The organism is Caulobacter sp. 602-2 (genome assembly GCF_011043625.1).
Classification (GTDB): Bacteria; Pseudomonadota; Alphaproteobacteria; order Caulobacterales; family Caulobacteraceae; genus Caulobacter.
Window position 1 is genome coordinate 371,713 of sequence record NZ_JAAKGT010000003.1, and the last position, 24,320, is coordinate 396,032.

The following is a 24,320-nucleotide window of genomic DNA, read 5'->3' on the forward strand; positions in this document are numbered from 1 at the left end:
CAAGTCGACGCGCCGGAGTGTCGGCGATGGGGTCTAGGGGGGAGCCTAGGTGACCGTTTTGGAGGCCGACGCGGTGTCAGCGACGGAGGAGATTGCCGATCTCCGCCGACGGCTGGCCGAAGCGCAGGCTGCTCACACCGACGAGGTGCGCCGGAACCAGGCGTTCAGCCGCATCGCCGCGGCCATCGGCGCGCACCAGAGCCTGGGCGAGACCGTCCAGGCGGTGATCGACGGCGGCGTCGAGCTGATCGGCGCCCAGTTCGGAGCCTTCTTCTACAACGTCGTCGACAAGGCCGGAGAGAGCTACATGCTCTACGGCCTGGCCGGGGCGCCGCCCGAGGCGTTCGCCGACTTTCCGATGCCGCGCAAGACCGCGATCTTCGCCCCCACCTTCGACGGCGTGGGCGTGGTGCGTTCCGACGACATCCTGGCCGATCCCCGCTACGGCCTCAGCGGCCCCTACAAGGGCATGCCCGAGGGCCACCTGCCGGTGCGCAGCTATCTGGCCGCGCCGGTCAAGACCGTCGACGGCCTGGTGCTGGGCGGCCTGTTCTTCGGCCATCGCGAGCCGGGCCGCTTCGACGCGCGGGCCGAGACCGTGATCGTGGGCCTGGCCGCCCAGGCCGCCGTCGCCATCGAATGGAGCCGCGCCGGCGAGGCCGGCGACCGCGAGCTCACCGAGCGCCGCCGCACCGAGGAGCGCCTGAAGTTCGCCCTCGATTCCGGCCGCCTGGGCTCCTGGGAACTCGACGTCGAGACCCGCGCCTACGACGCCTCCGACATCTGCAAGTCGAACTACGGCCGCACCTCCGACGAGACCTTCGGCTTCGACGACCTGGTCGCCACCATCCACGCCAGCGACCGCGAGCGGATGCTGGCGGCGATGGACGAGGCGATCCGCACCGGGGGCGACTACGACATCGAGTACCGCGTGGTGATCCCCAGCGGCGAGACGCGCTGGGTGCACGCCCGCGGCCGCGCCGCCGTGCGCGACGAGACGCCGGTGATCGGCGGCGGCGTGCGGCGCATGGCCGGGGTGTCGCTGGACATCACCGAGCGCAAGCGCGCCGAGGAGCGCCAGCGCCTTCTGCTCAACGAACTGAACCACCGCGTGAAGAACACCCTGGTCACCGTCCAGTCGATGGCCGCCCAGACCCTGCGCGCCGCCGACGACCTGCCTGCCTTCCGCGAGGCCTTCGAGGCCCGGCTGATCGCCCTGTCGCAGACCCACAACCTGCTGACCGAACAGAACTGGGAAAGCGCCAGCCTGCGCGAGATCGTCGACGCCGAGCTGGAGGCCTTCGCCGGCCGCGAGCGCCTGGATTTCGACTACGCCCGCGACCTGCGGCTCAATCCCAAGGCCACCGTGGCCATCGGCATGGCCGTGCACGAGCTGGCCACCAACGCCGCCAAGTACGGCGCGCTGTCGACGCCGGAAGGCCGGGTCACCGTGGCCTGGGCCATCGAGCCGCCGGAAGCCCCCGCCCGTCTCGTCCTGCGCTGGACCGAGCGCGGCGGCCCCGCCGTCACCACGCCGAGCCGTCGCGGCTTCGGCGCCCGCCTTCTGGAGAAGGGCCTCGCCGGCGAGTTGTCCGGCGTGGTCCGTCTCGCCTATGATCAATCAGGCTTGGGCTGCGCCATGACGCTGCCCCTCGCCGCCCTGGAGCCGTGAAACAGATGAAGACCCTCGCCGCCCTGAAGGTACTGGTGGTCGAAGACGAAGCCCTCGTCTCGATGCTGGTCGAGGACATGCTCGGCGATCTCGGCTGCGAGGTCGTGGGTCCGGCCGCCGAGATCGAGGAGGCCCTGCGCCTGGCCGGCTCGGCCGAGATCGACGCGGCCCTGCTCGACGTCAACCTGGGCGGACGTCCGATCTTCCCGGTCGCCGACGCCCTGAAGGCGCGCGGCGTGCCCTTCGCCTTCGCCAGCGGCTACGGCGAGGCGGGCCTGACCGAACCGCACAAGGGCTCGCCGGTGCTGCAGAAGCCGTTCCGCGAAGCCGACCTGCGCCGGGTGCTCGAAGGCCTCGCCGCCCAGGTCGTCTGAGGCTTCCAGACCCTCTGAGAAACAAAGAACGGGCGGCCTTGCGGCGCGCCCGTTTTTTCATGCCCGCGCGCTTGCCCGGCGCGCACGAAAAAGGGCGGCGGAGAAACTCCGCCGCCCTCGATCGAGCAAGCTCGCGTCGGGATTAGAAGGTCTTGGTGACCGAAATCCAGCCGCGACGGCCCAGCAGATCGTAGAGGTTCAGAGCCGCGGTGCCCTTGCGGTACAGACCGCTGCCGGCAAGCGGCGCTTCCTCGCCGAACAGGTTCTGGATACCAGCGCGGAAGGTCCAGTCGTCCTTGCGGCGGGTGATCGAGATGTTGTGGTAGGCCGTGAACTCGTTATACAGCTTGCGGTAGATCGGCTGGTTGTTCACCACCAGCGAACCCGGGGTCGCCAGGGCGCCCGAAGCGTTGCGGAACGACGAGCAGGCCCCCACTTGCGGCGTCGTGCTGCCGGTCGGGGTGAACGTGCAGGTCACGTTGTACGTGGCGTTGGTCGAGGCCAGGTCGGTGCCCAGCACTTCGGTGTCCGAAGCCTTGCCGTACATGTCGACGCCCCAGGCCAGGGTCCAGTCGCCGCGCTCGAAGCGGACGTTGACGCCGCCCGTGAAGTCCGGCTCGGTGGTCGAACCGTTGTAGTCTTCGGCGTCAGCCGCGCCCAGGAGCTCGGTGGTGTCCTCGAGCTGCCAGGTGAACTGGCCGTCGATGATCATCCGGGTCTCGCCGAACTCGTGCTGGTAGCGCACGTTCATGTCGATGCCGCGGTTCTTCTGCGCCGCCACGTTCACGTAGGAGTTGTCGACCTGCGTGATGCCGTAGTTGGTGGTCGACGGCGTGTTGGTGCGGGTGAACAGCGAGCAGTACGGGTTGTTCGGGAAGTCCGTGCGGCTGTAGCACTGGTACAGGATGTTGGCCGCGCCGAAGGTGCGGATTTCGTCCTTCACGTCGTACTCGAAGTAGTCGACCGCGACGCTCAGGTCGATGAACGACGGCGTCCAGATCACGCCGACCATCGAAGCGTCGGAGGTTTCCGGCTTCAGGACGTCACGACCACCGCCGGTCAGCACCAGGGCCGACGGAACGCCGGTGCCGGTGTAGTTTTCCGGGATGCTGGTGCCAGCCGGCAGACCCGGGTGGTTGGTGCCGGCGCAGTTGGCGCGGATGACCGGGTTTTCGTTGTTCTGGTAGTTCACGCAGGGGTCGATCGCCTGGCTTTGGAAGGCCGTGCGGGCGCCGATGAACTGTTCGAACAGCGCCGGAGCGCGGAACGAGGTGCCGTAGCTGCCGCGCAGGCGCAGGGCCGGCACGATCTGCCAGTTCACGCCGACCTTGTAGGTCTCGCTCTGACCGTACGACTCGTAGTCCGAGATGCGGCCCGACAGGTTGACGTTCAGGCTCTGGACCAGCGGCAGCGACTTGAACACCGGGATGTCCAGTTCGCCGTAGGCTTCGCGGACGGTGTCCGAGCCCTTGGTGATGCCGGCCGTGGTGTAGTTGTACATGTTACGAGCCAGGGCGTTTTCGCCCGGGTTGTCGTTGATCTCGTCCTTGCGCCAGGACACGCCGAAGGCCGCGCCCAGCGGGCCGGCCGGCAGGGTGAACAGGTCGCCCGTGATCGAGACTTCCGCCGTCGTCTGGGTGTACTCGGTGGTGCCGCGGTTCCAGCCGAACAGGAACGCGCGCTCCTGGTCGTTGAACTGGCCCGAGACGACGCGCTGCGAGGTCCAGGGGATGCCGGCGCCGCCGTTCAGGTTGGCGCAGCTGAAGCCCGACTTGTTGCCGATGAAGGCCGGGTTGTTGGTGCAGGCGCTGGCGCCCGACACGGCCGTCAGGCGGTCGGTGTAGATGAACTCGTTGTTGTATTCGCCGTCCGACTTGGCGCGTTGGACGTAGGCGTCCCAGTGCCAGCCGCCGAGCACCGGCAGTTCGGGCAGTTCGCCCTTGATGCCGATCACGCCGCGCAGGTAGTCGACGTTCTGGTTGGCGAACAGGGTGCGGGCGATGAACACGCTGGTGGTGTAGCCGAAGGGCGTGCCGTTCGGAGCCACGTTGTTCGGGTTCGAGGCCAGCAGGCCGCCCGTGGTCGAGCCCAGGATGCCGTTGTTGGTGCTGGTGACCGTGGCCGGGCCGACGTTCGAGATCTGGTTCGTCTCGGTCTCACGACGCGAGTACATGAACTCGCCGTAGACTTCGGTCTTCGAGGTCAGATCGAAGCCGCCGGTCAGGAACACGCCGTAACGGGTCATCGGGTTGATGACCTGCTCCTGCGCGTAGAGCGGGGTGTCGAGATAGGTGTCGGCGTTGCGGTACGTGGTCGGATAGCCGGCGCGGTTCACGCGGGCCATGCCGGCGTACGGCGAGTCGTTGCCGTACTGGGCGGTGCCGTAGTCACGACCCGGTTGGGCGTAGACCAGAACGCGGTTGTTGACGTTGTCGACGACCTGGATGGCGTTGTTGGTGATGTTGCTGCAGAGGTACGAACCGTCGTGCAGGCGCTGGTCGAGGCGGTCGCCGTTGGTCGGGTCGAAGTAGACGTTCTGCGTGCAGCGCAGGTTGTCGCGGTCGCCGCGGGTCAGCGGGTTGCGCTTGTAGTAGTCGCCCGAGATGCCGATGTAGCCGCGGTCGAAGGTCTTGCCCCAGTTGCCGTTGACCTGGAAGCGCTCGCCGCCGCTCTCGAAGGGCTGGTTGCCGTAGACCGTGATGGCGCCGCCATCGACGTTGTCCTTGGTGATGATGTTGACCACGCCGGCGACGGCGTCCGAGCCGTAGACCGACGAAGCGCCGTCCTTCAGGATTTCCTGACGGGCGATGATCGACTGCGGGATCACGGCGAGGTCGACGGGGCCGATGGCGCCCGAGACGCCGGCCGGGCCGACGCGACGGCCGTTCAGCAACACCAGCGTGCGGTTAGCCCCCAGGCCGCGCAGCGAGATGTAGTTGGCGCCCGAGGTGACCTGCTCCTGGCCGTAGGCCAGCGTGCCGATCAGCTGGCTGTTCACCTGGAACGAACCCGAGGCGACCGACGACTGTTGCAGAACTTCCGCAGTATCGATCAGGCCTTCGAGGGTCGCTTGCTCCGAGGTGATGACCTGGATCGGCGAAGCCGAGGTGTACTCGTTGCGACGGATGCGCGAGCCGGTGACGATCAGCTCTTCGACTTCGCTGCCGTCTTCCTTGCTGGCGGTCTGGGTCGCCGGCTGGTTCGGCTTGGCAGGAGAAGTCTGGGCGAACGCCACGGAAGCGCTGGCCAGACCGATGAGGACTGTCGTCCCCAACAGAACGTTACGATTAAGCATCAAGAATTTCCCCCGGGGCGTCTCATAGCGGAATCGCCGTCCCCGATTGCGGCGCGCTAGGGCGCAGCCATGCCGCGCAGCCGGAAACCTAAAAGACGAGTTTGCGACGGCACAACCCGCATTGCGTAACCTACGGCAATCGGGGCCAAGCAGTTACAATTTGGACACAGTTTTGCCCCCGACGTGTCCGCGCGCTCAAAAAGTTTGCGAATGGCGTTCGAGGAACCCTAGTCTCCCCTCGGGGCGCAGGGGGAAGCAAGTTGCCCGGTAATAGCGAAAGCGAGCACGGCGCGAGCGGATTCGTGCCGCGCCCGCGCACATCGCGATCGCCCCTGCGGCAACGAGTAATGAGCATGAGGACCAAGTGACGCCACAATTTCGCAAGCTTTGCCTGGCGGCCGCCGTCAGCTTGATGGCGCTGTCGGGGCCGGCGCTCGCCCATGCCGCGGCCAAGCCGCCGAGCGCGCGAGTCCTGACCCAGCGCCCGACCTATTCCAACGTCAGCGTGTCGCCGGACGGCAAGCACATCGTCGCCATCGTGTCCGAGGACGGCAAGGCCAGCTTCGTCGCCGTGTGGGACACCGGCGCCATGGACAAGCAGCCGGTGATGATGGGCGCCGAGGAAGGCTCCACCCTGATGGGCGCCTCGTTCATCAAGAACGACCGCATCCTGATCACCATGCAGAAGCCGTGGACCTTCGGCTCGTACAAGACCCACATCCGCCGCAGCCGCATCACCGACTTCGAACCGACCCGCGGCGCCAAGAAGATGCTCGACCTGGCGGGCAAGGACGATCCGTCCGTTCGCGCCAGCATCGTCAGCCGCCTGCCGCTCGACCCGCGCAACATCCTCGTCAACGTCGAGGGCGACTACTTCAAGATGGACGTCTACACGGGCGCCCAGGAACGCGTGTACCGCGGCTCGGAAAAGTACGGCTACACCTTCGACTCCAACGGCGAGGTGCGCCTGCGCCGCTCGGTCGATTTCGAGAACGGCCAGATCTACTTCCTGATCGAGCTGAAGAACCCCAAGACCGGCGAGTTCGAGCCCCACTTCAAGTACTTCGGCAAGGACCGCGATCCGGTCGAGGTCGTGGGCTACTCCAAGGATCCCAACATCGTCTACATCTCGGCCTCGCAGGGCCAGGACAAGGTCGGGATCTACACCTACGACATCGCCCAGAAGAAGATCCTGGAGCCGCTGTTCCAGCACAAGATGTTCGAGTCGACGGGCGTCATCCAGTCGATGGCCAAGGACGACTATCTCGACATCGTCGGCTACAGCTACGACGCCGAGCGCACCAACGAGTACTGGGAAAAGGGCTCGGCCCGCGGGGCCCAGCTGGACAGCCTGAACAAGGCGATCCGCGGCCTGACCGGCTCCAAGACCACCCGCGTGCCGTGGATCGACCCGGCTTCGGGCGATCAGGCCAACGTCTCGGTCGTCGACGGCGCGGCCACCGACATCCAGGCCTGGTCCGACGACATGAAGGTGGTCATCGCCGTCAAGTCGGGCCCCAAGCAGCCGCCGGAATTCTATCTGATCAAGGACGGCAAGTCGTCGCTGTTCGGCAAGAGCCGCGCCTCGATCGACATCGCCTCGCTTGGCGACACGCGCCTTGTGCAATACGCCGCGCGTGACGGCCTGCGAATTCCCGGCATCCTGACCACCCCGCCGGCCAGCTTCGGGACCGGTCCGTTCCCGACCATCATCCTGCCCCACGGCGGCCCCTGGGCCCGCGACCACATGGAGTGGGACGTCTCCGGCTGGACCCAGTACTTCGCCTCGCGCGGCTACGCCGTGCTGCAACCCCAGTTCCGCGGCTCGATGGGCTGGGGCCGCAAGCTCTGGACCGCCGGCGACAGCGAGTGGGGCCAGAAGATGCAGGACGACAAGGACGACGGCGCCAAGTGGCTGATCGACGAGAAGATCGCCGATCCCAAGCGCATCGCCATGTTCGGCTATTCCTACGGCGGCTACGCGGCGCTGGCCGCCACCATCCGTCCGAACGGCCTCTATCAGTGCGCGGTGTCGGGCGCCGGCGGCAGCCTGGCCGACATGAAGAAGGCCACGGCCGAAAGCCGCCTGCTGCGTGAGTTCCAGCGTCCGTTCGTGGGCGGCCTCGACGCCATCCAGGCCGCCGGCGAGGCCAAGATCCCGATCTTCCTCTATCACGGCGACCGCGACACGATCGTCGACATCAAGGACTCGCTGCGCTTCATCAACGGCCTCAAGGCGGCCGGCAAGCCGTACAAGTGGCTCGAGATCAAGGACATGGGCCACGGCTACGCGACCATGACCCCCGACATGATGGAGACCCAGCTGGTCGAGATCGAAAAGTTCTTCCAGAACGAGTGCAAGCCCGGCGGCCTCTAGCCCCCGGCGGCGAAAGCGAAGGGCGGCCCGCAAGGGCCGCCCTTTTTCGTTCGCGGGATCAGCGCCCCTTGGGCGGCGCCACCGAGAAGTCCATGTCGAACAGGGTGGGAACGTCGCTCACCCTGGCCCGCTCGATGGTCAGCAGCCGGGCCTTGGTCGACGCGCCGCCGTCGGCGCTGAAGCCGCCCATCTTGCCGTCGGCGCCCAGCACCCGGTGGCAAGGCACCACGATCGGCCAGGGATTTTCGCCCAGCGCCTTGCCCACCGCCCGCATGGCGCCGGGCTCGCCCATAGCCTTGGCCACCTGGCCGTAGGTCGAGGTCTCACCGGGACGGATGGCCCGGGCGATCTCGTAGACCCGGCGATTGAAGGGCTGGACCACGGTCAGGTCCAGCGCCACGTCCGACAGGTCGTCGCGCCCCCCGGCCAAGAGGTCGATGATGCGGTCGGCCGCCTCGTCCACCTCCGACGGCGGCGCGGTCTCGACGGCGTCGGGATAGCGCTTGCGCAGCCGCGCCCAGGCCGCCCCGGGCGCGCTCTCGGGCAGCTGCACGCCGATCAGGCCAGCCGCGCCCCACGCCAGGCCGCAGCGACCGATCGCCGTCTCGAAAAGCATGAAGCCCTGTCCCATCGCTCAACAGATTAACACCGCTGTTGCAGGAGGCGAGCGCGGGCTTCTACCTTTCCACGACCTTGCTTCGGAGACCGCCCTTGCGTCGCCTCTTTCCGTCCGCCGCCGCCCTCGCGCTCGTCCTCGCCGCCGGTCCGGCCCTGGCCGGCGACATCCTGGTCCACGGCGGGCCGATCCACACCGGCGTGGCCGGCGCGCCCGCCGCCGAGGCGGTGCTGATCCGCGACAGGACCATCGCCTTCGTCGGCCCGCTGGCCGCGGCTCGCGCCAAGGCCGCCAAGGACGTCCGCGACATCGACCTGAAGGGCGGCGCGGCCTACCCCGGCTTCGTCGACGCCCACGCCCACCTGACCGGCATCGGCCTGCGCGAGCTGACCCTCAACCTCGACAAGACCGACTCCGTCGAGGCCCTGGTCGCCGCCGTGCGCGACTACGCCGCGGCCCATCCCGGCGACGCGCCCATCGCCGGGCGCGGCTGGATCGAGACCCACTGGCCCGAGAAGCGCTTTCCCACCCGCGCCGACCTCGACCGCGCGGCGCCGGGCCGGATCATCGTGCTGGGCCGCGCCGACGGCCACGCCGTGGTCGCCTCCAGCGCCGCCCTGGCCAAGGCCGGCCTGACCCGCGACACCCAGGCCCCGGCCGGCGGCCAGATCCTCAAGGACGACAAGGGCGAGCCGACCGGCATGCTGGTCGACCACGCCCAGGCCCTGGTCGAGACGGTGATCCCGCCGCCCTCGCCGGCCCTCAAGCGCCAGGCGCTGGAGACGGCCGGAAAGCTCTACGCCGGGCGCGGCTGGACCGGCCTTGGCAACATGAGCGTCGAGGCCGCCGATCTGGACCTGCTGCGCAGCCTCGCCGCCGAGGGGCGCTTCTCCCTGCGCGTCGACAACTACATGGATCCGTCCGGCGCCGAGGAGGTGCTCAACACCGGTCCCAGCGCCGACACGACCGGCCTGATCCGCCTGCGCGGGATCAAGCTCTACATGGACGGCGCCCTGGGCTCGCGCGGGGCGGCGCTGCTGTCGCCCTACAGCGACGCCGAGGGCCTGGGCCTGGTGCTCACCGAGCACGGCCAGGGCCTGGCCCTGATGAAGAAGGCGCGGGCCGTGAACGCCCAGGTCGCCATGCACGCCATCGGCGACCGCGGCAACCGCATGGTGCTGGACTGGTTTGGCGAGACGCTTGGTACGGACACCGGCCGCCGCTGGCGCATCGAGCACGCCCAGGTCGTCGACGCCGCCGACCTGCCGCGCTTCTCGAAGATGGGCGTGGTGGCCTCGATGCAGCCCAGCCACGCCATCGGCGACCTCTATTTCGCGCCCGCGCGCCTGGGCAAGGACCGGCTGAAGGGCGCCTACGCCTGGGCCGACATGCTGAAGAGCGGCGCGGTCGTGGCCGCCGGCTCGGACGCGCCCGTCGAGGTCGGCGATCCACGCATCGAGTTCTACGCCGCCGTCGCCCGCAAGAGCCTGACCGGCTTCTCCAACGCCGACTGGCATCCCGAAGAGGCCGTCACCCGCCAGCAGGCCCTGCGCATGCTGACCTGGGCGCCGGCCTACGCCGCCTTCGCCGATCAGCAGCGCGGCACGCTGGAGCCCGGCAAGGCCGCCGACCTCACCGCCTTCGACCGCGACCTGATGACCGTGCCCGAGGCCGAGATCCTCAAAGCCCAGCCGATCCTGACCGTGGTCGACGGCAAGGTGGCGTTCGAGCGGTAGGGGCGGCTACCAGGCCAGCAGCGCCGCCACGCCTCAGAGCCCGGGCCGCTCGAGCAGATCCTCGTCGTCGCGCACTTCCACCGCGCTCGGCTTCGGCAATTCGGCCAGTCGCGCGACCAGATCCTGGACCGTGCCCCGCGCCGGATAGATCGTCAGCACGTCGCCCGAGCGCACCAAGGTTAGCTCGGTCTCCTCCGCGAACGCCACTTCCTTGGGCAGGCGCACGGCCTGGCTATTGCCGCTGCGAAAGGTTCGAGTGCTGGACCGGGTCATCCGCGCCTCCACATATGCAGCTACATATCCGCCCGAAAGAGGTTCAGTTCCAGGCGTCCCTAGGCCGCGTCCGCCTTCGGGCTGGTCGCCAGCTCGATCGCCGCCAGCAGGTCGGCCAGGTTCAGCGGCTTGGCGACGAAGCCGGTCATGCCGGCGGCGAAGTAGGTCTCGACCTGGTGGGGCATGGCGTTGGCGGTCACCGCGATGATCGGAGCGGCCGCCAGGCCGTGCGCGGCCTCGAACGCGCGGATCGCTTCGGCGGCGGCCAGGCCGTTCAGCTCGGGCATCTGGATGTCCATCAGGACCAGGTCGATGGCCGGATCGGCCTCGTAGGCGGCCACCGCCTGGCGGCCGTCGGCGACCAGGGTCAGTTCGACCTCGAACGGCGCCAGCAGGGCCTGCAGTACGGTCTGGTTCACCGGATTGTCCTCGGCCGCCAGGATGCGCAGCGCGCCTTGCGCGATCGCCTGAGCGACAGGCGACGCCGCCGCCTCCGCCGCCAGTTCCTCGGCCACCGGGACCAGCGGCAGGTCGACGCCGAAGGTCGCCCCCTCGCCCTGTCGGCTCTCCAGCCACAACCCGCCGCCCATCCGCTCGGCCAGGCTGCGCGAGATGGTCAGGCCAAGGCCGGTGCCGCCATGGCGCCGGGTGGCCGAGGCGTCGGCCTGGGTGAAGGCCTTGAAGATCCGCTCGCGGTCGGCCTCAGACACCCCCTCGCCGGTGTCGGCCACGATGAAGCGCAGACCCGTCTCGCGCCGCTCGACCGAGACCGCGACGCCGCCCTGGTCGGTGAACTTCACCGCATTGACCACCAGGTTGCCGAGGATCTGGCGAAGCCGGGGCGCATCGCCCAGCCACGCGCCCGCCGCCGCCTGGTCGACCGTCAGGGTCAGCGAGAGGTCCTTTTCGGCGGCGAGCGGCGCGTAGGGCGCCAGGGCCAGCCTCACCGTATCCTCCAGGTCGAACGCCGCCTCGTTCAGCTCCATCCGGCCCGCCTCGATCTTGGACAGGTCCAGAACGTCGTTGAGGATCTCCAGCAGGGCCGCGCCCGAGGCGCCGATGATCTCCAGCCGTTCACGCTGATCCGCGTCCAGGGCCTCGCGCGACATGACCTGGGTCATGCCCAGGATGCCGTTCAGCGGGGTGCGGATCTCGTGGCTCATATTGGCCAGGAACTCGCTCTTGGCGCGGCTGGCGCCTTCGGCCAGGCGCCGGGCTTCGATCTCGCGCTCGGTCACCGTCACGTGCTCGGTGATGTCGGTGATGATCAGCAGGAAGCCGCCGTCCTCGGCCGGCGTCAGCTTCAGCGACTGGAAGCGGCCGTCGGGCGAGCTGAAGGTGTCGGGCGACACCCATTCGCCCACCTGCTCGTCGACCGCGTCGAGCACCGCCTTGGCCGCCTGCCGGGCCTTGGCGTCCATCGCCGTGCGCTCGGCGATCTCGGAAAGGCTCATGCCCTGCGCCAGGGTCAGGCCGTAGGGCCGGGCGAAATCGGCCAGGGTCGCGTTCCACACCTGCAGCAGGTTGTTGCGATCGAAATAGCCCAGGCCGATCGGGGCCCGGTTCAGCGCCGAGCGCAGGGTGGCGAAGGCCGAGCGATGGGCCAGGCGGTGGGTCAGCAGCATGCCGCAGCCGGCCAGCACGATCATCGAGACCATGGCGATCACCGACCGCGCCAGCTCGCCGCGCGTGAACCGGCCCGCCGCCTCGACCTCGCCGACCGGCAGTAGGGTGACCGCGCCCATGCCCACAAAGTGCAGGCCGCAGACGGCCGCCGCCAGCAGCAGGATCGACGCCGCCCGCCCGCGAAGGTCGCTCTCGCGCCGCAGGTCGACGAAGGCCAGGGCGGAAAGGCTGGCCGCGATCAGGATCGCGGCGACCACCAGGTCGGCCCGCCAGATCATCAGGGCCGGCAACCGCATGGCCGAGACGCCGACGAAGTGCATGGCCGCTATGCTTCCGCCACAGAGCGCCCCGCCGGCCAGCCGCCGCGCCCGTCCGGTCGCGGTCATGGCCAGGCCCGCCCCGCCCGCGAGGCCCGCCAGGGCCACCAGGAAGGACAGGGCGGTCATCGGCTCGTCGAAGCTGAGCCTCAGTCCGGGCTGGAAGCCCAGCATGGCGATGAAGTGCGTCGCCCAGACGCCGCTGCCCAGCACCAGGCCCGTCAGCAGGATCCACGCCATGCGGGCCGGCCCCGCCGCCGTCGCGCCGCGGTGATAGGCGTGCACGCCCACGGCCATCGACGCCAGGCAGACGAGCAGCGCCCAGATCACCAGCGTCGGGTCGTGCTGATCCAAACACCGAAGCGTGGCGAACATGGGTCCTTGGCCGGGATAAGCGCGAGCGGGAGGAACTCCCCGCCCTCATAGCCGGTCATTGCGTACGGCATGGTTTACGGCCCGGGCGGCGGATCGTCGCATCCAAGGCCAAGCCCCGCTTGCCTCGCCACGATTCCCGCCCCACTTTCGGAGGGTCATGAGCGACCGTTCCACCGGCCTCGCCCCGTCGCGGCTCACCGCGGTCCTGGGGCCCACCAACACCGGCAAGACCCATCTGGCCGTCGAACGCATGCTGGGCCACGGCTCGGGCATGATCGGCCTGCCGCTGCGCCTCCTGGCGCGCGAGATCTACGACCGCATCGTCAAGCTGCGCGGCAAGGCGGCCGTCGCCCTGATCACCGGCGAGGAGAAGATCACCCCGCCGCGCGCGGCCTATTTCGTCTGCACCGTCGAGGCCATGCCGCTGGGCCGCGAGGTCGACTTCGTGGCCATCGACGAGATCCAGCTTTGCGCCGATCCCGAGCGCGGCCACATCTTCACCCACCGCCTGCTGCACGCCCGCGGCCGGTTCGAGACCATGCTGCTGGGCGCGGCGACCATGGCCCCGCTGGTCCGCCGGCTGCTGCCCGACGCCGAGATCGTCGGCCGCGAGCGGTTCTCGAACCTGTCCTACGCCGGCTCCAAGAAGCTGACCCGCCTGCCCCGGCGCACGGCGGTCGTGGCCTTCTCGACCGACGCCGTCTACGCCATCGCCGAGCTGATCCGCCGCCAGCGGGGCGGCGCGGCCGTGGTCATGGGCTCGCTCAGCCCGCGCACCCGCAACGCCCAGGTCGCCCTCTACCAGAGCGGCGAGGTCGACTTCCTGGTGGCCACCGACGCCATCGGCATGGGCCTGAACATGGACGTCGACCACGTGGCCTTCGCGGGCCTGCGCAAGTTCGACGGCCGCCGAACCCGCTGGCTGCACCCGCAGGAAGTGGGCCAGATCGCCGGCCGCGCCGGCCGCTACACCCGCGACGGCACCTTCGGGGTGACGGGCGACTGCGAGGAGATGGACGAGGACCTGGTCCAGGCCGTCGAGGAGCACAGCTTCCAGCCGGTGCTGGCCGCCGAATGGCGCAGTGCACGCCTCGACTTCGGCTCGCTGCAGGGCCTGCTGCGCTCGCTGTCCGAACCGCCCAACCGCACGGGCCTCACCCTGTCGCAGGAGGCGCTGGACGAGCGCACCCTGCGCAAGCTGGCCACGCATGAAGACGTCGTCGCCCGCTGCAAGACCGACCGCTCGGCTCTGCTGAAGCTGTGGGACGTCTGCCAGACGCCCGACTTCCGCAAGACCACCGACGACGACCATCAGCGGATGGTCCGCACCCTGTTCGACGACCTGACCACGGGCCGCAAGCGCCTGCCGGAAGACTGGATCAACGGCCAGTTCAAGGCGCTGGACCGCACCGACGGCGAGATCGACAGCCTGGCCGCGCGCCTGTCGGGCGTGCGCACCCTGTCCTACATCGCCAACCGCCCCGACTGGCTGGCCAATCCCGTCCACTGGCAGGGCCGCACCCGCGAGTTGGAAGACAAGATCAGCGACACCCTGCACGAAAAGCTGATGGCCCGGTTCATCGACCGCCGCACCAGCGTGCTGATGAAGCAGCTGGGCGAGCGCGAGGTGCTGCTGGCGGGGGTCGCGGCCGACGGCGAGGTCAGCGTCGAAGGCCAGGTCGTCGGCCGGCTGACCGGCGTCACCTTCACCCCTGAGAAGGCCGCCACCCCGCTGGAGGAGCGCGCCCTGCGCAACGCCGCCCAGCGCGCGGTCGGCCCCGAGATCGCCCGGCGCCTGGGCCTGCTGGCCGCCGAGCCGGACGAGGCCTTCGCCCTGACGCCCGACGGCGCGATCCTGTGGCGCGGCGAGGCGGCCGGGGCCGTGCGCTCGGGCGGCGACCTGATGTCGCCCCACGCCCGCCTGCTGGGCGAGCTTGGCCCCGCCCCGGCGCGCGAGCGGGCCGAGCGCCGCCTCGACGCCTTCCTGGCCGCCGAGGTCGACCGGCATCTGGCGCCGCTGCGCAAGCTGCAGCAGGCCCTGGCCGGCAGCGAGCTGAAGGGCCTGCCGCGCGGCGTCGCCCACCGCCTGCTCGAAGCCGGCGGCGTGCTCGACAAGCGCCCGCTCGACCCCGAACTGAAGGCCCTGAGCCAGGCCGAGCGCCGGGCGCTGAAGAGTCTGGGCGTGCGCATCGGCGCCTTCTCGCTCTATTGCCCGGGCGTGTTGAAGTCCGAGGCCATCGCCTGCGCCCGGGCGCTGGATCCCGGCGGCTGGCGCGGCCCGCTGGTGGGGCTCGTATCCCCGCCCTCGCCGCTTCCCTCGCCCCGCGCCCTGGCCGCCAGCGGCCTGCGCGTCGCCGGCAAGCACCTCGTCCAGGTCGAGACCCTGGAGAAGCTCGACGCCCTGCTGCGCGCCGAGCAGCGACCCGGCGGCGTGGTGCTGACCCCCGCGGCGCTGGAGGCCCTGGGCTGGACCCCGGCCGAGGCCTCGTCGGTGCTGCGCTCGCTCGACTACACCCCGGCCGTGCGGGCCAAGCCCGACGCGCCGATCATCTGGAAGCGCCGCGGCGCCCAGCGGCTGGAGCCCAAGCCGGTCAAGGCGCGCCCCGACTCGCCGTTCGCGGCCCTGGCCAAGCTGACCGAGCCGCCGCCTGCGCCCGCGCGCCGCAAGAAGCCCCGCCGCCGCAAGCCGGCCGCCGCCGCGCCCGAAAAGGCCGCCTCATGAGCGACGAGGCTCATCACAACGACGACCACTGCCGCGCCGACGTCTGGCTGTGGCGCGCCCGCTTCTTCAAGACCCGCTCCATGGCCGCCCGCTTCGTCGACGAGGGCCGCATCCGGCTGACCCGCGCCGGCGCGCCCGACAGCCGCATCGACAAGCCCTCGCGTTCGCTCAAGGCCGGCGACGTTCTGGTCTTCGCCATCGGCGGCCGGCTGGTGAACGTGCGCATCCTCGACTGCGGCGAGCGCCGGGGCCCCGCGACCGAGGCCCGAGGGCTCTACGAGGCGCTGGAGGGCTGAGCCTGCTTCAGGATCCCGCGCCATAGGGCTGGATCCGCAGGGGCGCGATCGTCTTCACCTCATAGCGGTCGCCCAGCCGGCGATAGGAAAACGCCGCGCCAAAGGCCCGGATCGTCGCCTCCTGGCCGGAGCTGTCGAGCGCCGGCCCCGCGTGAGTGCAGTAGCCGTCGCTCTGGCCCTTGACCGTGCGGCAGAACTCCAGCCGTCCCTTGAGCGGCGTGATTTCGAAGCCGACCTCGGGGATGACCTCTTCGAGCCCGGCTTCATCGACCGGCCGCAGCCCGACCGGAGCCACGGGCTTCATCTTCGCCAGCGGCGCCTTGCGGGTGTTGGCGAAGAGCACGATCTCGTCGAAGAACGGAAACCAGGCCTCGAACCGCCCGTCGCCGTCCAGGTCCGCCAGGCAGACGTGAGGGCGGCCCGCCCTGATCTTCACGCGGTCGATCGTGCAGCCGATCAGCATCCGGGAACGCGCCAGCGCGAGAAACTGCCCCTCGGGCAGGATGAAGCCGCCTTCCTCGCTCGACACCGCGCGATCGAGCCGCCCCGAGCGTTCGGTGAACAGGCCGCCGCTGACCCAGCCTTGCGCGACCACGCGCGTCTCGCCCACGGCGGGCGCATCCCGGGGCGCGAGGATCGTGCGGAAGGAATAGACGGTCTCAGGCTCGGCCGCCGGGGCCAAGCCGCCGGCTGCGAGCGCCACCGCGCCGAGCCCCAGCGCGCTCCACGCGCCCCGAGCCGCACATCTGTCCCCCACGACGCCCTCCCCTCCGCATCGATGAAAATCGGCGCCAGAGCCCCCGCTCGAGCGACCACGCCCAATGTTGCGCGACGAAAAGCTCTACGGCCAGCCACCTTCGCCATGGACGTGCGCAACCCATACGCTACCTTCGGTCGAGTTTCCTGTTTGGGGGAGTATCTGCGTGGCGTCGTTCCGTCCGGCCCTGGCCTTCAGCCTGGCCCTTCTGCTTTCCGGCGTCGCGCACGCCCAGCCCTCGGCCGGGACCGCCGCCGCCACCAGCAAGGCGCCAGCCAAGCCCGTCGCCCCCATCAAGGCCTACGACCTGCCGCAGATCGAGGCCTTCGGTAACGCCATCTATCGCCAGGACATCGCCGCCTGGCTGGCCAGCGACGCCCTGACCGCCAAGGTTCCCGACCTGCAGAACGCCGGCCTGAGGGGCTGGCTGGTGCAGGACGACGGCAAGACCGCCAAGGTCCGCTTCATCCGCGACAAGGGCGCGGGCCTGGAGGTCGGCTACGACGTCGTGGTCGACGGCAAGGGCGCGGGCCCCGTCACCGAGCCGGCCGACCGCAAGCTGACCGACGAGGAACGCCTGGCCTTCTCGGCCCGCCAGGCCGCCGCGACCACCGGCGCCAGCACCTGCCGCGCCGGCTACAACACCGCCATGGTCAAGAACCCGGACGGCGACGGCTGGATCGTCTGGCTGCTGGCCCCCGCGCCTGCGGCGGGCGCCATTCCGGTCGGCGGCCACTACCGGATCTTCGTCGCCGCCGACGGCAAGACGATCAAGCGGGTCGACGCCCTGTCGGCCTCGTGCCTGCTGATCGAAAAGCCCAAGGCCGCCGACGGCAAGCCGGCGCTGGCCTTCGCCAGCCACATCGTCTCGCCCACGCCGGTCGAGACCCACGTGTTCCTCAGCACCCTCTACAAGATGCCCCTGGCCGTGGGCACCAGCGGCGGCAAGGACGTCTGGATCATCGAGAAGGGCAAGATCGGCAAGGCGCAGACCAAGTAGGGCCGCCGCGCCAGCTCGGATCCACACCGCCCCTCCCACCGAGCGTCCCCGCCTTCGCGGGGAAGAGCGGGTTTGGGGGACGCCCTAGAACAGCACGCCCTTCTCCAGCAGGCCGTGGACGCCCTTCTCGCCGTTGACCGTCTGGGTGACGCGGAAGTCCACGGCCAGCGAACAGAACTGGTAGGCCTGCACCCGCGTCAGGGCCGAGCGGGCGCAGATGAAGTCGATCATGCCGCGCAGGGCCTGCTTCATGGCCAGGTCCAGGTCCTCGTTGAAGCCCATGATGATGTAGTGGGTCGGCGTCTCGGCGCGCGGCCAGGTCGCGACAGCCCCAAGGGGAGCCGTGTCGGCCGCCTTGTGCAGGATGAAGGTGAAGGTTCCGGTCAGGCCCATCTCCAGGGCGTTGACGCAGACCTCGCCGTCGCCCTGGCGGCCGTGGCCGTCGCCGGCCGAGAAGTTCGCCCCCGGAACCCAGACCGGCAGGAAGAGGGTCGCGCCCGCGCCCAGCTCCTTGTTGTCCATGTTGCCGCCGTGCTCGCGCGGCTCGCGGCTGGACAGGCGCCCGTATCTGGCCGGCGGGGCCACGCCCATGGTGCCGAAGAACGGGCGCAGCGGCAGCTCCGGCCCCCACTCCGGCTTGCAGACCCCGCGCGCCTTGTCGACGGCGATGTGGCTGACATAGCGATCGGGGAAATCCTCGGGGATGGTGCCGGCCAGCGGCCGCACCGCGCAGTAGCCCCAGTCGTTGTTGGGCTCCACGGCTTCGATGCGCACTTCCAGCGTGTCGCCCGGCTCGGCCCCGGCGATGGCCACCGGCCCGGTGAGGATGTGCGGCCCGATCCGATCCAGCTTGGCGTCGTGGATCGCCTGCAGGGCCGGCGGGATGGTCAGCCACGACTCCGCGCTGGGCATCACCTCCGGACCGCCCGACACGCAGTCAAACGTCACGCTGTCGCCCGACTGGATGGTCAGGACGGGATCGAAGGCCGCGTCGAAGATGCCGAAACGGACGGTTTCCGGAGTGGAGGCGAGGTGGTGATGCATGGCGCGGGACGAACCGAAGACTTGAAACGGCCTCCAGTCTCCGGCCGCGTCGGCGCTGGGACGAAGCCCGCGCCGCCGCCTGCGCCCCGCTTTGCGAAACCTGCCTCCGCGCTGGGCGCCGCCTGCACCCGCGTCGCGCATTCGGCAGGCGATCGCTCCAGCTTAAGCGCTTGAAAAACCCGCGCTGGCGGCGTTATCGTCGGCTGGCTATGAAGTATTCAATTACTTCCTAGCGTGAGTGACTTCCCATGTCGGGCGGCGATCTGTCGGCCTTCCAAAACCTCACCGACGCCAAGGTCGCCGCCTATCTGGACTCCCGCAGCGCCGAGCTCGGCCTGCCTGTTCCGCAAGGCTGTCGCGCCGGCGTCGCCGAGAACCTGGCCCTGTTGCGCGACCAGACCGCGCTGTTTGCGAACCTGACTGATCCTGTCTCGGCCACGGAGGCGTTCGAGCCATGAGCTTCGACACCATCCAGGGGCTGGGCAAGGCGCTGCGCGAGGGCCGCACCACCGCCCGCGAGATCGCCGGGCGGGCGCTGGCCGCCGCCCGGGCCGAGCCGTTCAACGCCTTCACCGCCGTCTTCGAGGCCGAGGCCCTGGCCCAGGCCGACGCCGTGGACGCCGCCTTCGCCGCCGGCGTCGATCTGGGCCCGCTGGCCGGCGTTCCGTTCGCGGTCAAGAACCTGTTCGACGTCGCCGGCCACGTCACCCTGGCCGGCAGCAAGATCCGCCGGGGCGCGCCTCCCGCGACCGCCGACGCCACCGCCGTCGCCCGCCTGAAGGCGGCCGGCGCAGTGCTGGTCGGGGCGCTGAACATGGACGAGTTCGCCTACGGCTTCGTCACCGAGAACGCTCACGACGGCCCGACCCGCAACCCGCACGACCTCGCCCGCATCGCCGGCGGCTCGTCGGGCGGTTCGGCCGCCGCCGTCTCCGGCGGGATACTGCCCCTGACCCTGGGCTCGGACACCAACGGCTCGATCCGCATTCCCGCCAGCCTGTGCGGGGTGTTCGGCATGAAGCCCACGCTGGGCCGGCTTTCGCGGGCCGGGACCTTCCCGTTCGTCCATAGCCTCGACCACATCGGCCCGTTCACCCGCACGGCCGCCGACCTGGCCGCGGCCTACGACGCCCTGCAGGGCCCCGATCCGCGCGACGAGCTTTCGCCGCCGGTCGCCGATCCGCTGTCGGGCCGCCTCGACGCCCTGGCCGAACGGCCGCTGCGGGTCGGCGTTCTGGGCGGCTGGTTCCAGCAAGGCGCCTTTCCCGAGGTGGTCGAGGCGCTGGAGATCGTCGCCGACGCCCTGCAGGCGCGCCGCGACGTCGAGCTGCCCGGCGCCCAGGCCGCCCGCGCCGCCGCCTTCGCCATGTCGGCGTCGGAAGGCGGCCGCCTGCACTTCGACGACCTGGCCGCCCGCGCCCTCGACTACGACCCGGCCGTGCGCGATCGCCTGCTGGCCGGGGCCCTGCTGCCGGACGACGTCGCCGACGCCGCCCGCCGCTACCGCCCGGTGTTCCGGGATGCGGCCCGCAAGCTGTTCGAGGACTTCGACCTGCTGCTCGCGCCCGTCGCCCCCTGCCCCGCCCCGCCGATCGGCCAGGCGACCATGGAGCTGGCCGGCGCCCAGGTCTCGGTGCGCAAGACGCTGGGCGCCTACACCCAGCCGATCAGCTACATCGGCCTGCCGGTGATCGCAGCCCCCGTGAACCGCCCCGGCAAGCCGCCGGTCGGCGTGCAACTGATCGCGCCGGCCTGGCGCGAGGACCTGGCCTTCGCCGCCGCCCTGCGCCTGGAACGGGCCGGCGTGATCGCCGCCCACCGTCCCCCAACGCCCGCCCGAGAGTTCAAAGCATGATCATCAACGACCCCGAGGTGCTGGCGCAGGTGACCGCCGCCGTCGACGCCTACGAGACCGCCCTGATGACCAACGACGTCGAGGCGCTGGACGGCTTCTTCCGCGACGCGCCCGAGACGGTCCGCTACGGCGTGGCCGAGAACCTCTACGGCTTCGCGCAGATCGCCGCCTTTCGAATCGGACGGGCCGGCGGCTCGCCGCTGCGCGAGCGCCTGCGCACGGAAATCACCACTTTTGGGCGTGATTTCGCGATCGCCAACGTCGAATTCCTCAGAACCGGGGCAAAACAGCCCGGCCGCCAGAGCCAGACCTGGCTGCGCACCGAAGCGGGCTGGAAAATCGTGTCCGCGCACGTTTCGCTGCTTCAGGGCGGCGCCGACCAACGCCTTGCGCCATAAGCCCAAGACGCTCCGCACAAGGACAGTAAGTAAGTATGTCCTGACTTATGATCTAGTTTTGGGCGCCGCTGTCGCAGCGTGGTCAAATAGTGACAGCCCCAGAACAAACTTCACGGAGTCGATACCGAGTCGTCATCAAGCCTTTTGATTTCAGCGACGCCATTGTGCATTGCACCCCGCAACCGGCTCCTCCACCGGTGTTCGAAGGGGATTTCGACATGACCAATCAAGCCAAGCTGCGCTCCGGCGCCGCGTTCGGCGCTCTCCTGCTGGCCGCCGCCGTCGCGGCCCCGGCCTTCGCCCAGGATACGCCGGTCGCCCTCGACGACGTGATCGTCACCGCCCAGAAGCGCTCGGAAAACATCCAGGACGTGCCGGTCTCCGTCGCCGCCGTCTCGGGCGAGAAGCTGGCCTCGATCTTCGCCGCCGGCGAAGACGTGCTGGCCCTGTCGAGCCGCGTCCCCGGCCTCTACATCGAAAGCTCCAACGGCCGCGCCGCCCCGCGCTTCTACATCCGCGGCCTGGGCAACGCCGACTTCGACCTGGCCGCCTCGCAGCCGGTGTCGGTGATCATGGACGACGTCGTCCTCGAGAACGTCGTGCTCAAGTCCTCGCCGGTCTATGACGTCGAGCAGGTCGAAGTCCTGCGCGGTCCGCAAGGCACGCTGTTTGGCCGCAACACCACCGCCGGCATCGTCAAGTTCGATACCGTCAAGCCGAGCGAAGACTTCCGCGCCAACGGCACGGCCACCTACGGCTCGTACGGCTCGGCCACCTTCGAAGGCGGCGTCGGCGGCGCCATCGTCCCGGGCAAGCTGGCCGTCCGCGCCTCGGCCCTGTACCAGCACCGCGACGACTACATCGACAACAGCTTCACCGGCGTGAAGGACGCGCTGGGCGGCTACGATGAAAAGGCCGCGCGCCTGCAGATCCTGGCCACCCCGACCGAGGACACCTCGATCCTGGCCATCGCCCACACCCGTTCGCTGGACGGCACGGCCGCGGTCTTCCGCGCCAACATCCTCACGGCCGGCAGCAACAAGATCAATTCGAACTTCGACCGCGACAAGGTCAGCTACAACGGCGGCGCCAACAACCCGCAGGAGTACGACTCGACCGGCGTCTCGCTGAAGATCGACCACGACTTCGGCGGCGTGAAGCTGACCTCGATCAGCGCCTATGAAACCGCCAACGGCCGCAGCCGCGGCGACATCGACGGCGGCGTGGCCGGCGTCGGCCCGGGCTTCATCCCGTTCGACTCCGACACCCAGGACTCCATCGGCGACCTCGACCAGGTCACCCAGGAAATCCGCCTGGCCAGCGACACCGACGGCAAGGCCAGCTGGCAGGTCGGCGCCTACTACTTCAAGTCGGCCTTCACCGTGTCGACCAACCCGTTCTTCGTCGCCCCCAGCACCCTGGAGCACAAGAACACCTCGTGGGCCGTGTTCGGTCAGGGGACCTATCAGTTCACCGACGCCCTGAAGGTGACCGCCGGCGTCCGCTGGACCGACGACGACAAGGACATGGCCGTCCTGTCCTCGCCGTTCGGCGCCTCGGCTCCGGTCTCGGTGTCCGACAGCGAAGTCAGCTGGGACCTGTCGGCCTTCTACGCCGTCAATGACGACGTCAGCGTCTACGGCAAGGTGGCCCGCGGCTTCCGCGGTCCGTCGATCCAGGGCCGCGACATCGCCTTCGGCAGCCCGGCCTCGGTCGCCCAGTCGGAAACCATCCTGTCGTGGGAAGCCGGCGTCAAAAGCGAGCTGTTCGAGCGTCGCGTCCGCCTGAACGGCGCGGTGTTCACCTACACCATCGACGACCCGCAGTTCAGCGCGGTCGGCGGCGGCAGCAACTCCAACCGCCTGATCAACGCCAAGAAGGGCGAGGCCTACGGCGTCGAACTCGACGGCGAGTGGAAGGTGACCTCGAACCTGCTGGTCACCGCCGGCTACAGCTACAGCCACACCAAGATCAAGGACTCGAGCCTTGCCGTGGCCGTCTGCGCCCAGTGCACCGTGACCGATCCGCTGAACAGCGCCGGCCAGGCCCTGGTCAACGGCAACCCGTTCCCGAACGCGCCGGAATACATCCTGAACTTCGGCGCCCGCTACAACGTGCCGGTCGGCGCGAACGGCGAACTCTTCGCCGAAACCGACTGGTTCCGTCAGGGCTACACGAACCTCTTCCTCTACGAGAGCAAGGAGTTCAACAGCAAGGACACCTTCGAAGGCGGCCTGAAGCTGGGCTACGCCCGCACCGACGGCGCGTACGAAGTGGCCGTGTTCGCCCGCAACATCACCAACGAGGTGAACCTGCGCGGCGGCATCGACTTCAACAACCTGACCGGCTTCGTCAACGAGCCGCGCGTGGTCGGCATCTCGCTGAGCGCCCGCCGCTAAGCGAACGAAGACTTGAAGAAAACGGCGGCCCGGGCGTTGAAAAACGCCCGGGCCGTTGTCGTTTTGACATGCCCGCGCCGCCTTGGACGGCTAAGGTCATCGGCTTTCCCGGCCTTCCGCCGGGCCCGCAGACAAGAAGACCGATGACGACCAAGATCATCTTCGACACCGATCCCGGCATCGACGACGCCATGGCCCTGCTGTTCATCGAGGCCAGCCCGGCGCTCGACCTGGTGGCGGTGACGACCGTGTTCGGCAACGCCGACATCGACACGACCACCCGCAACGCCCTCTATCTGAAGGACCGCTTCGGCCTGGCCGCCCCGGTCTACAAGGGCACGGACAAGCCGCTCTCGCGCCCGCGCAACCCCTCGCCCACCTTCGTGCACGGCGAGAACGGCCTGGGCGACGTCGAGCTGACGGGCCTGGTTCCCGCCCAGCCGGAAGCCAAGCCCGCGCACCAGGCGATCATCGACATCGCCCGCGCCAATCCCGGCGAGATCACCCTGGTCGCCGTCGGCCCGCTGACCAACCTCGCCTTGGCCCTCGAAGCCGATCCGGAAGTGGCCACCCTGCTCAAGGGCGTGGTGATCATGGGCGGCGCCTTCGCCGTCGCCGGCAAGCCGGGCAACGTCACCCCGGTCGCCGAAGCCAACATCTGGAACGATCCGGAAGCCGCCGACCGCGTGTTCACCGCCCCGTGGCACGTCACCGTCATCGGCCTGGACGTCACCACCCAGGTGATCATGAGCCCCGACTTCATGGAGGCGCTGGAAGCCTCGGCCGGTCCGGCCGGCCAGTTCCTCAACGCCATCTCCAAGCCCTACGCCGCCTTCTACGGCGGTCGCGACGGCATCGTCGGCTGCTGCGTCCACGACGCCGCCGCCGTGGCCTATGTCATCGACGAAAGCCTGTTCGAGGTCCGCCGCGGCTCGGTGCGCGTGGTCACCGAGGGCATCGCCCTTGGCCAGACCCTGCAGAAGGTCGAAGGCGAACTCTTCGGCCCGTCCGCCTGGGACGACCAGCCGATCCACAGCGCAGCGATCGCCGTGGACGCCGACCGGCTGCTGGCGCTCTATGCGCGGACGATGAACGGAGTGGTGGGGGGATAAAGACCGCCTCAGTCGCTTCGCGACAGCTCCCCCAGAGGGGGAGCATCTAGGCTGCGAAATCCTCCCCCTCTGGGGG

18 protein-coding genes are annotated in these 24,320 nt (G+C 69.6%); 12 read left to right on the forward strand and 6 right to left on the reverse strand.

The genetic code is table 11. The features are described 5' to 3' along the window. The first annotated feature begins 49 nt into the window (after positions 1–49). Positions 50–1,672, forward strand: coding sequence for an HWE histidine kinase domain-containing protein (locus G5B46_RS10025; RefSeq protein ID WP_165258286.1), 1,623 nt, complete (start codon positions 50–52; stop codon positions 1,670–1,672). 5 nt (positions 1,673–1,677) lie between these two features. Next, positions 1,678–2,046 carry a response regulator gene (locus tag G5B46_RS10030; protein ID WP_058349259.1) on the forward strand — a complete coding sequence of 123 codons (369 nt, stop codon included), beginning with the start codon at positions 1,678–1,680 and terminating at the stop codon, positions 2,044–2,046. A 142-nt stretch (positions 2,047–2,188) separates the two neighbouring features. Here G5B46_RS10030 and G5B46_RS10035 read toward each other — a convergent pair whose 3' ends face one another. Then, entirely contained in the window at positions 2,189–5,281 is a 3,093-nt protein-coding gene (locus tag G5B46_RS10035; protein ID WP_165258288.1) for a TonB-dependent receptor, read from the reverse strand. Positions 5,282–5,705: 424 nt separating this feature from the next. Here G5B46_RS10035 and G5B46_RS24830 point away from each other — a divergent pair, with 424 nt between their 5' ends. Beyond that, positions 5,706–7,718 (forward strand): alpha/beta fold hydrolase, encoded by a 2,013-nt coding sequence (locus tag G5B46_RS24830; RefSeq protein ID WP_165258290.1) that lies wholly within the window; start codon positions 5,706–5,708, stop codon positions 7,716–7,718. 58 nt (positions 7,719–7,776) lie between these two features. Here the strand turns inward: G5B46_RS24830 and G5B46_RS10045 are convergent, their stop codons facing one another. Beyond that, the gene (locus G5B46_RS10045) at positions 7,777–8,349 is read right to left on the reverse strand and encodes a methylated-DNA--[protein]-cysteine S-methyltransferase (protein WP_165258292.1); all 573 of its coding nucleotides are present in this window, start codon (positions 8,347–8,349) and stop codon (positions 7,777–7,779) included. An 80-nt stretch (positions 8,350–8,429) separates the two neighbouring features. Between G5B46_RS10045 and G5B46_RS10050 the strand changes: the two genes are divergently transcribed. Continuing rightward, complete coding sequence (locus G5B46_RS10050; RefSeq protein ID WP_165258294.1) at positions 8,430–10,070, forward strand: amidohydrolase; 1,641 nt, start codon at positions 8,430–8,432, stop codon at positions 10,068–10,070. Positions 10,071–10,103: 33 nt separating this feature from the next. Here G5B46_RS10050 and G5B46_RS10055 read toward each other — a convergent pair whose 3' ends face one another. Both G5B46_RS10055 and G5B46_RS10060 read right to left on the reverse strand, forming a co-directional pair. Next, complete coding sequence (locus tag G5B46_RS10055; protein WP_165258296.1) at positions 10,104–10,343, reverse strand: AbrB/MazE/SpoVT family DNA-binding domain-containing protein; 240 nt, start codon at positions 10,341–10,343, stop codon at positions 10,104–10,106. Between the two features lie 59 nt (positions 10,344–10,402). Beyond that, positions 10,403–12,661: an ATP-binding protein gene (locus G5B46_RS10060; RefSeq protein WP_165258298.1), complete on the reverse strand. Its 2,259-nt coding sequence runs from the start codon at positions 12,659–12,661 to the stop codon at positions 10,403–10,405. A 157-nt stretch (positions 12,662–12,818) separates the two neighbouring features. On the opposite strand from G5B46_RS10060, the gene G5B46_RS10065 reads away from it, so the two are divergent. Both G5B46_RS10065 and G5B46_RS10070 read left to right on the forward strand, forming a co-directional pair. Continuing rightward, a complete protein-coding gene (locus G5B46_RS10065) occupies positions 12,819–15,383 on the forward strand; it encodes a helicase-related protein (protein WP_165258300.1) in 2,565 nt (854 codons plus the stop codon). Beyond that, the gene (locus tag G5B46_RS10070) at positions 15,380–15,679 is read left to right on the forward strand and encodes an RNA-binding S4 domain-containing protein (protein ID WP_101718314.1); all 300 of its coding nucleotides are present in this window, start codon (positions 15,380–15,382) and stop codon (positions 15,677–15,679) included. The genes G5B46_RS10065 and G5B46_RS10070 overlap by 4 nt, the downstream gene beginning before the upstream one ends. Before the next feature lie 7 nt (positions 15,680–15,686). On the opposite strand, the gene G5B46_RS10075 is transcribed toward G5B46_RS10070, so the two are convergent. Further along, positions 15,687–16,361 carry a hypothetical protein gene (locus G5B46_RS10075; RefSeq protein ID WP_165258302.1) on the reverse strand — a complete coding sequence of 225 codons (675 nt, stop codon included), beginning with the start codon at positions 16,359–16,361 and terminating at the stop codon, positions 15,687–15,689. Between the two features lie 241 nt (positions 16,362–16,602). Here G5B46_RS10075 and G5B46_RS10080 point away from each other — a divergent pair, with 241 nt between their 5' ends. Beyond that, the gene (locus tag G5B46_RS10080) at positions 16,603–17,436 is read left to right on the forward strand and encodes a hypothetical protein (protein ID WP_165258304.1); all 834 of its coding nucleotides are present in this window, start codon (positions 16,603–16,605) and stop codon (positions 17,434–17,436) included. Between the two features lie 84 nt (positions 17,437–17,520). On the opposite strand, the gene G5B46_RS10085 is transcribed toward G5B46_RS10080, so the two are convergent. Then, positions 17,521–18,480, reverse strand: coding sequence for an acetamidase/formamidase family protein (locus G5B46_RS10085; protein ID WP_165258306.1), 960 nt, complete (start codon positions 18,478–18,480; stop codon positions 17,521–17,523). A gap of 248 nt (positions 18,481–18,728) precedes the next feature. Between G5B46_RS10085 and G5B46_RS10090 the strand changes: the two genes are divergently transcribed. The 5 genes from G5B46_RS10090 to G5B46_RS10110 all read left to right on the forward strand — a co-directional run bounded on the left by G5B46_RS10090 (position 18,729) and on the right by G5B46_RS10110 (position 24,244). Next, a complete protein-coding gene (locus G5B46_RS10090) occupies positions 18,729–18,938 on the forward strand; it encodes a DUF4089 domain-containing protein (RefSeq protein WP_165258308.1) in 210 nt (69 codons plus the stop codon). Continuing rightward, positions 18,935–20,335: an AtzE family amidohydrolase gene (locus G5B46_RS10095; RefSeq protein ID WP_165258310.1), complete on the forward strand. Its 1,401-nt coding sequence runs from the start codon at positions 18,935–18,937 to the stop codon at positions 20,333–20,335. Before G5B46_RS10090 ends, G5B46_RS10095 begins: the two co-directional genes overlap by 4 nt. Next, a complete protein-coding gene (gene hpxZ, locus G5B46_RS10100) occupies positions 20,332–20,733 on the forward strand; it encodes an oxalurate catabolism protein HpxZ (RefSeq protein WP_165258312.1) in 402 nt (133 codons plus the stop codon). Before G5B46_RS10095 ends, hpxZ begins: the two co-directional genes overlap by 4 nt. 218 nt (positions 20,734–20,951) lie before the next feature. Next, on the forward strand, positions 20,952–23,132 hold the full coding sequence (locus tag G5B46_RS10105; protein WP_165258314.1) for a TonB-dependent receptor: 2,181 nt from the start codon (positions 20,952–20,954) through the stop codon (positions 23,130–23,132). Positions 23,133–23,275: 143 nt separating this feature from the next. Further along, positions 23,276–24,244, forward strand: a complete 969-nt coding sequence (locus G5B46_RS10110) for a nucleoside hydrolase (protein WP_165258316.1) — start codon at positions 23,276–23,278, stop codon at positions 24,242–24,244. Positions 24,245–24,320 lie beyond the last annotated feature (76 nt).

Excerpts from the sequence above, each read along its gene's own strand:
- G5B46_RS10065 (WP_165258300.1), top strand. The coding sequence starts at position 12,819 with ATGAGCGACCGTTCCACCGGCCTCGCCCCGTCGCGGCTCACCGCGGTC.
- G5B46_RS10060 (WP_165258298.1), bottom strand. The coding sequence starts at position 12,661 with ATGTTCGCCACGCTTCGGTGTTTGGATCAGCACGACCCGACGCTGGTG.
- G5B46_RS10085 (WP_165258306.1), bottom strand. The coding sequence starts at position 18,480 with ATGCATCACCACCTCGCCTCCACTCCGGAAACCGTCCGTTTCGGCATC.
- G5B46_RS10105 (WP_165258314.1), top strand. The coding sequence starts at position 20,952 with ATGACCAATCAAGCCAAGCTGCGCTCCGGCGCCGCGTTCGGCGCTCTC.
- G5B46_RS10110 (WP_165258316.1), top strand. The coding sequence starts at position 23,276 with ATGACGACCAAGATCATCTTCGACACCGATCCCGGCATCGACGACGCC.
- hpxZ (WP_165258312.1), top strand. The coding sequence starts at position 20,332 with ATGATCATCAACGACCCCGAGGTGCTGGCGCAGGTGACCGCCGCCGTC.
- G5B46_RS10090 (WP_165258308.1), top strand. The coding sequence starts at position 18,729 with ATGTCGGGCGGCGATCTGTCGGCCTTCCAAAACCTCACCGACGCCAAG.
- G5B46_RS10070 (WP_101718314.1), top strand. The coding sequence starts at position 15,380 with ATGAGCGACGAGGCTCATCACAACGACGACCACTGCCGCGCCGACGTC.
- G5B46_RS10030 (WP_058349259.1), top strand. The coding sequence starts at position 1,678 with ATGAAGACCCTCGCCGCCCTGAAGGTACTGGTGGTCGAAGACGAAGCC.
- G5B46_RS10045 (WP_165258292.1), bottom strand. The coding sequence starts at position 8,349 with ATGGGACAGGGCTTCATGCTTTTCGAGACGGCGATCGGTCGCTGCGGC.
- G5B46_RS10095 (WP_165258310.1), top strand. The coding sequence starts at position 18,935 with ATGAGCTTCGACACCATCCAGGGGCTGGGCAAGGCGCTGCGCGAGGGC.
- G5B46_RS10055 (WP_165258296.1), bottom strand. The coding sequence starts at position 10,343 with ATGACCCGGTCCAGCACTCGAACCTTTCGCAGCGGCAATAGCCAGGCC.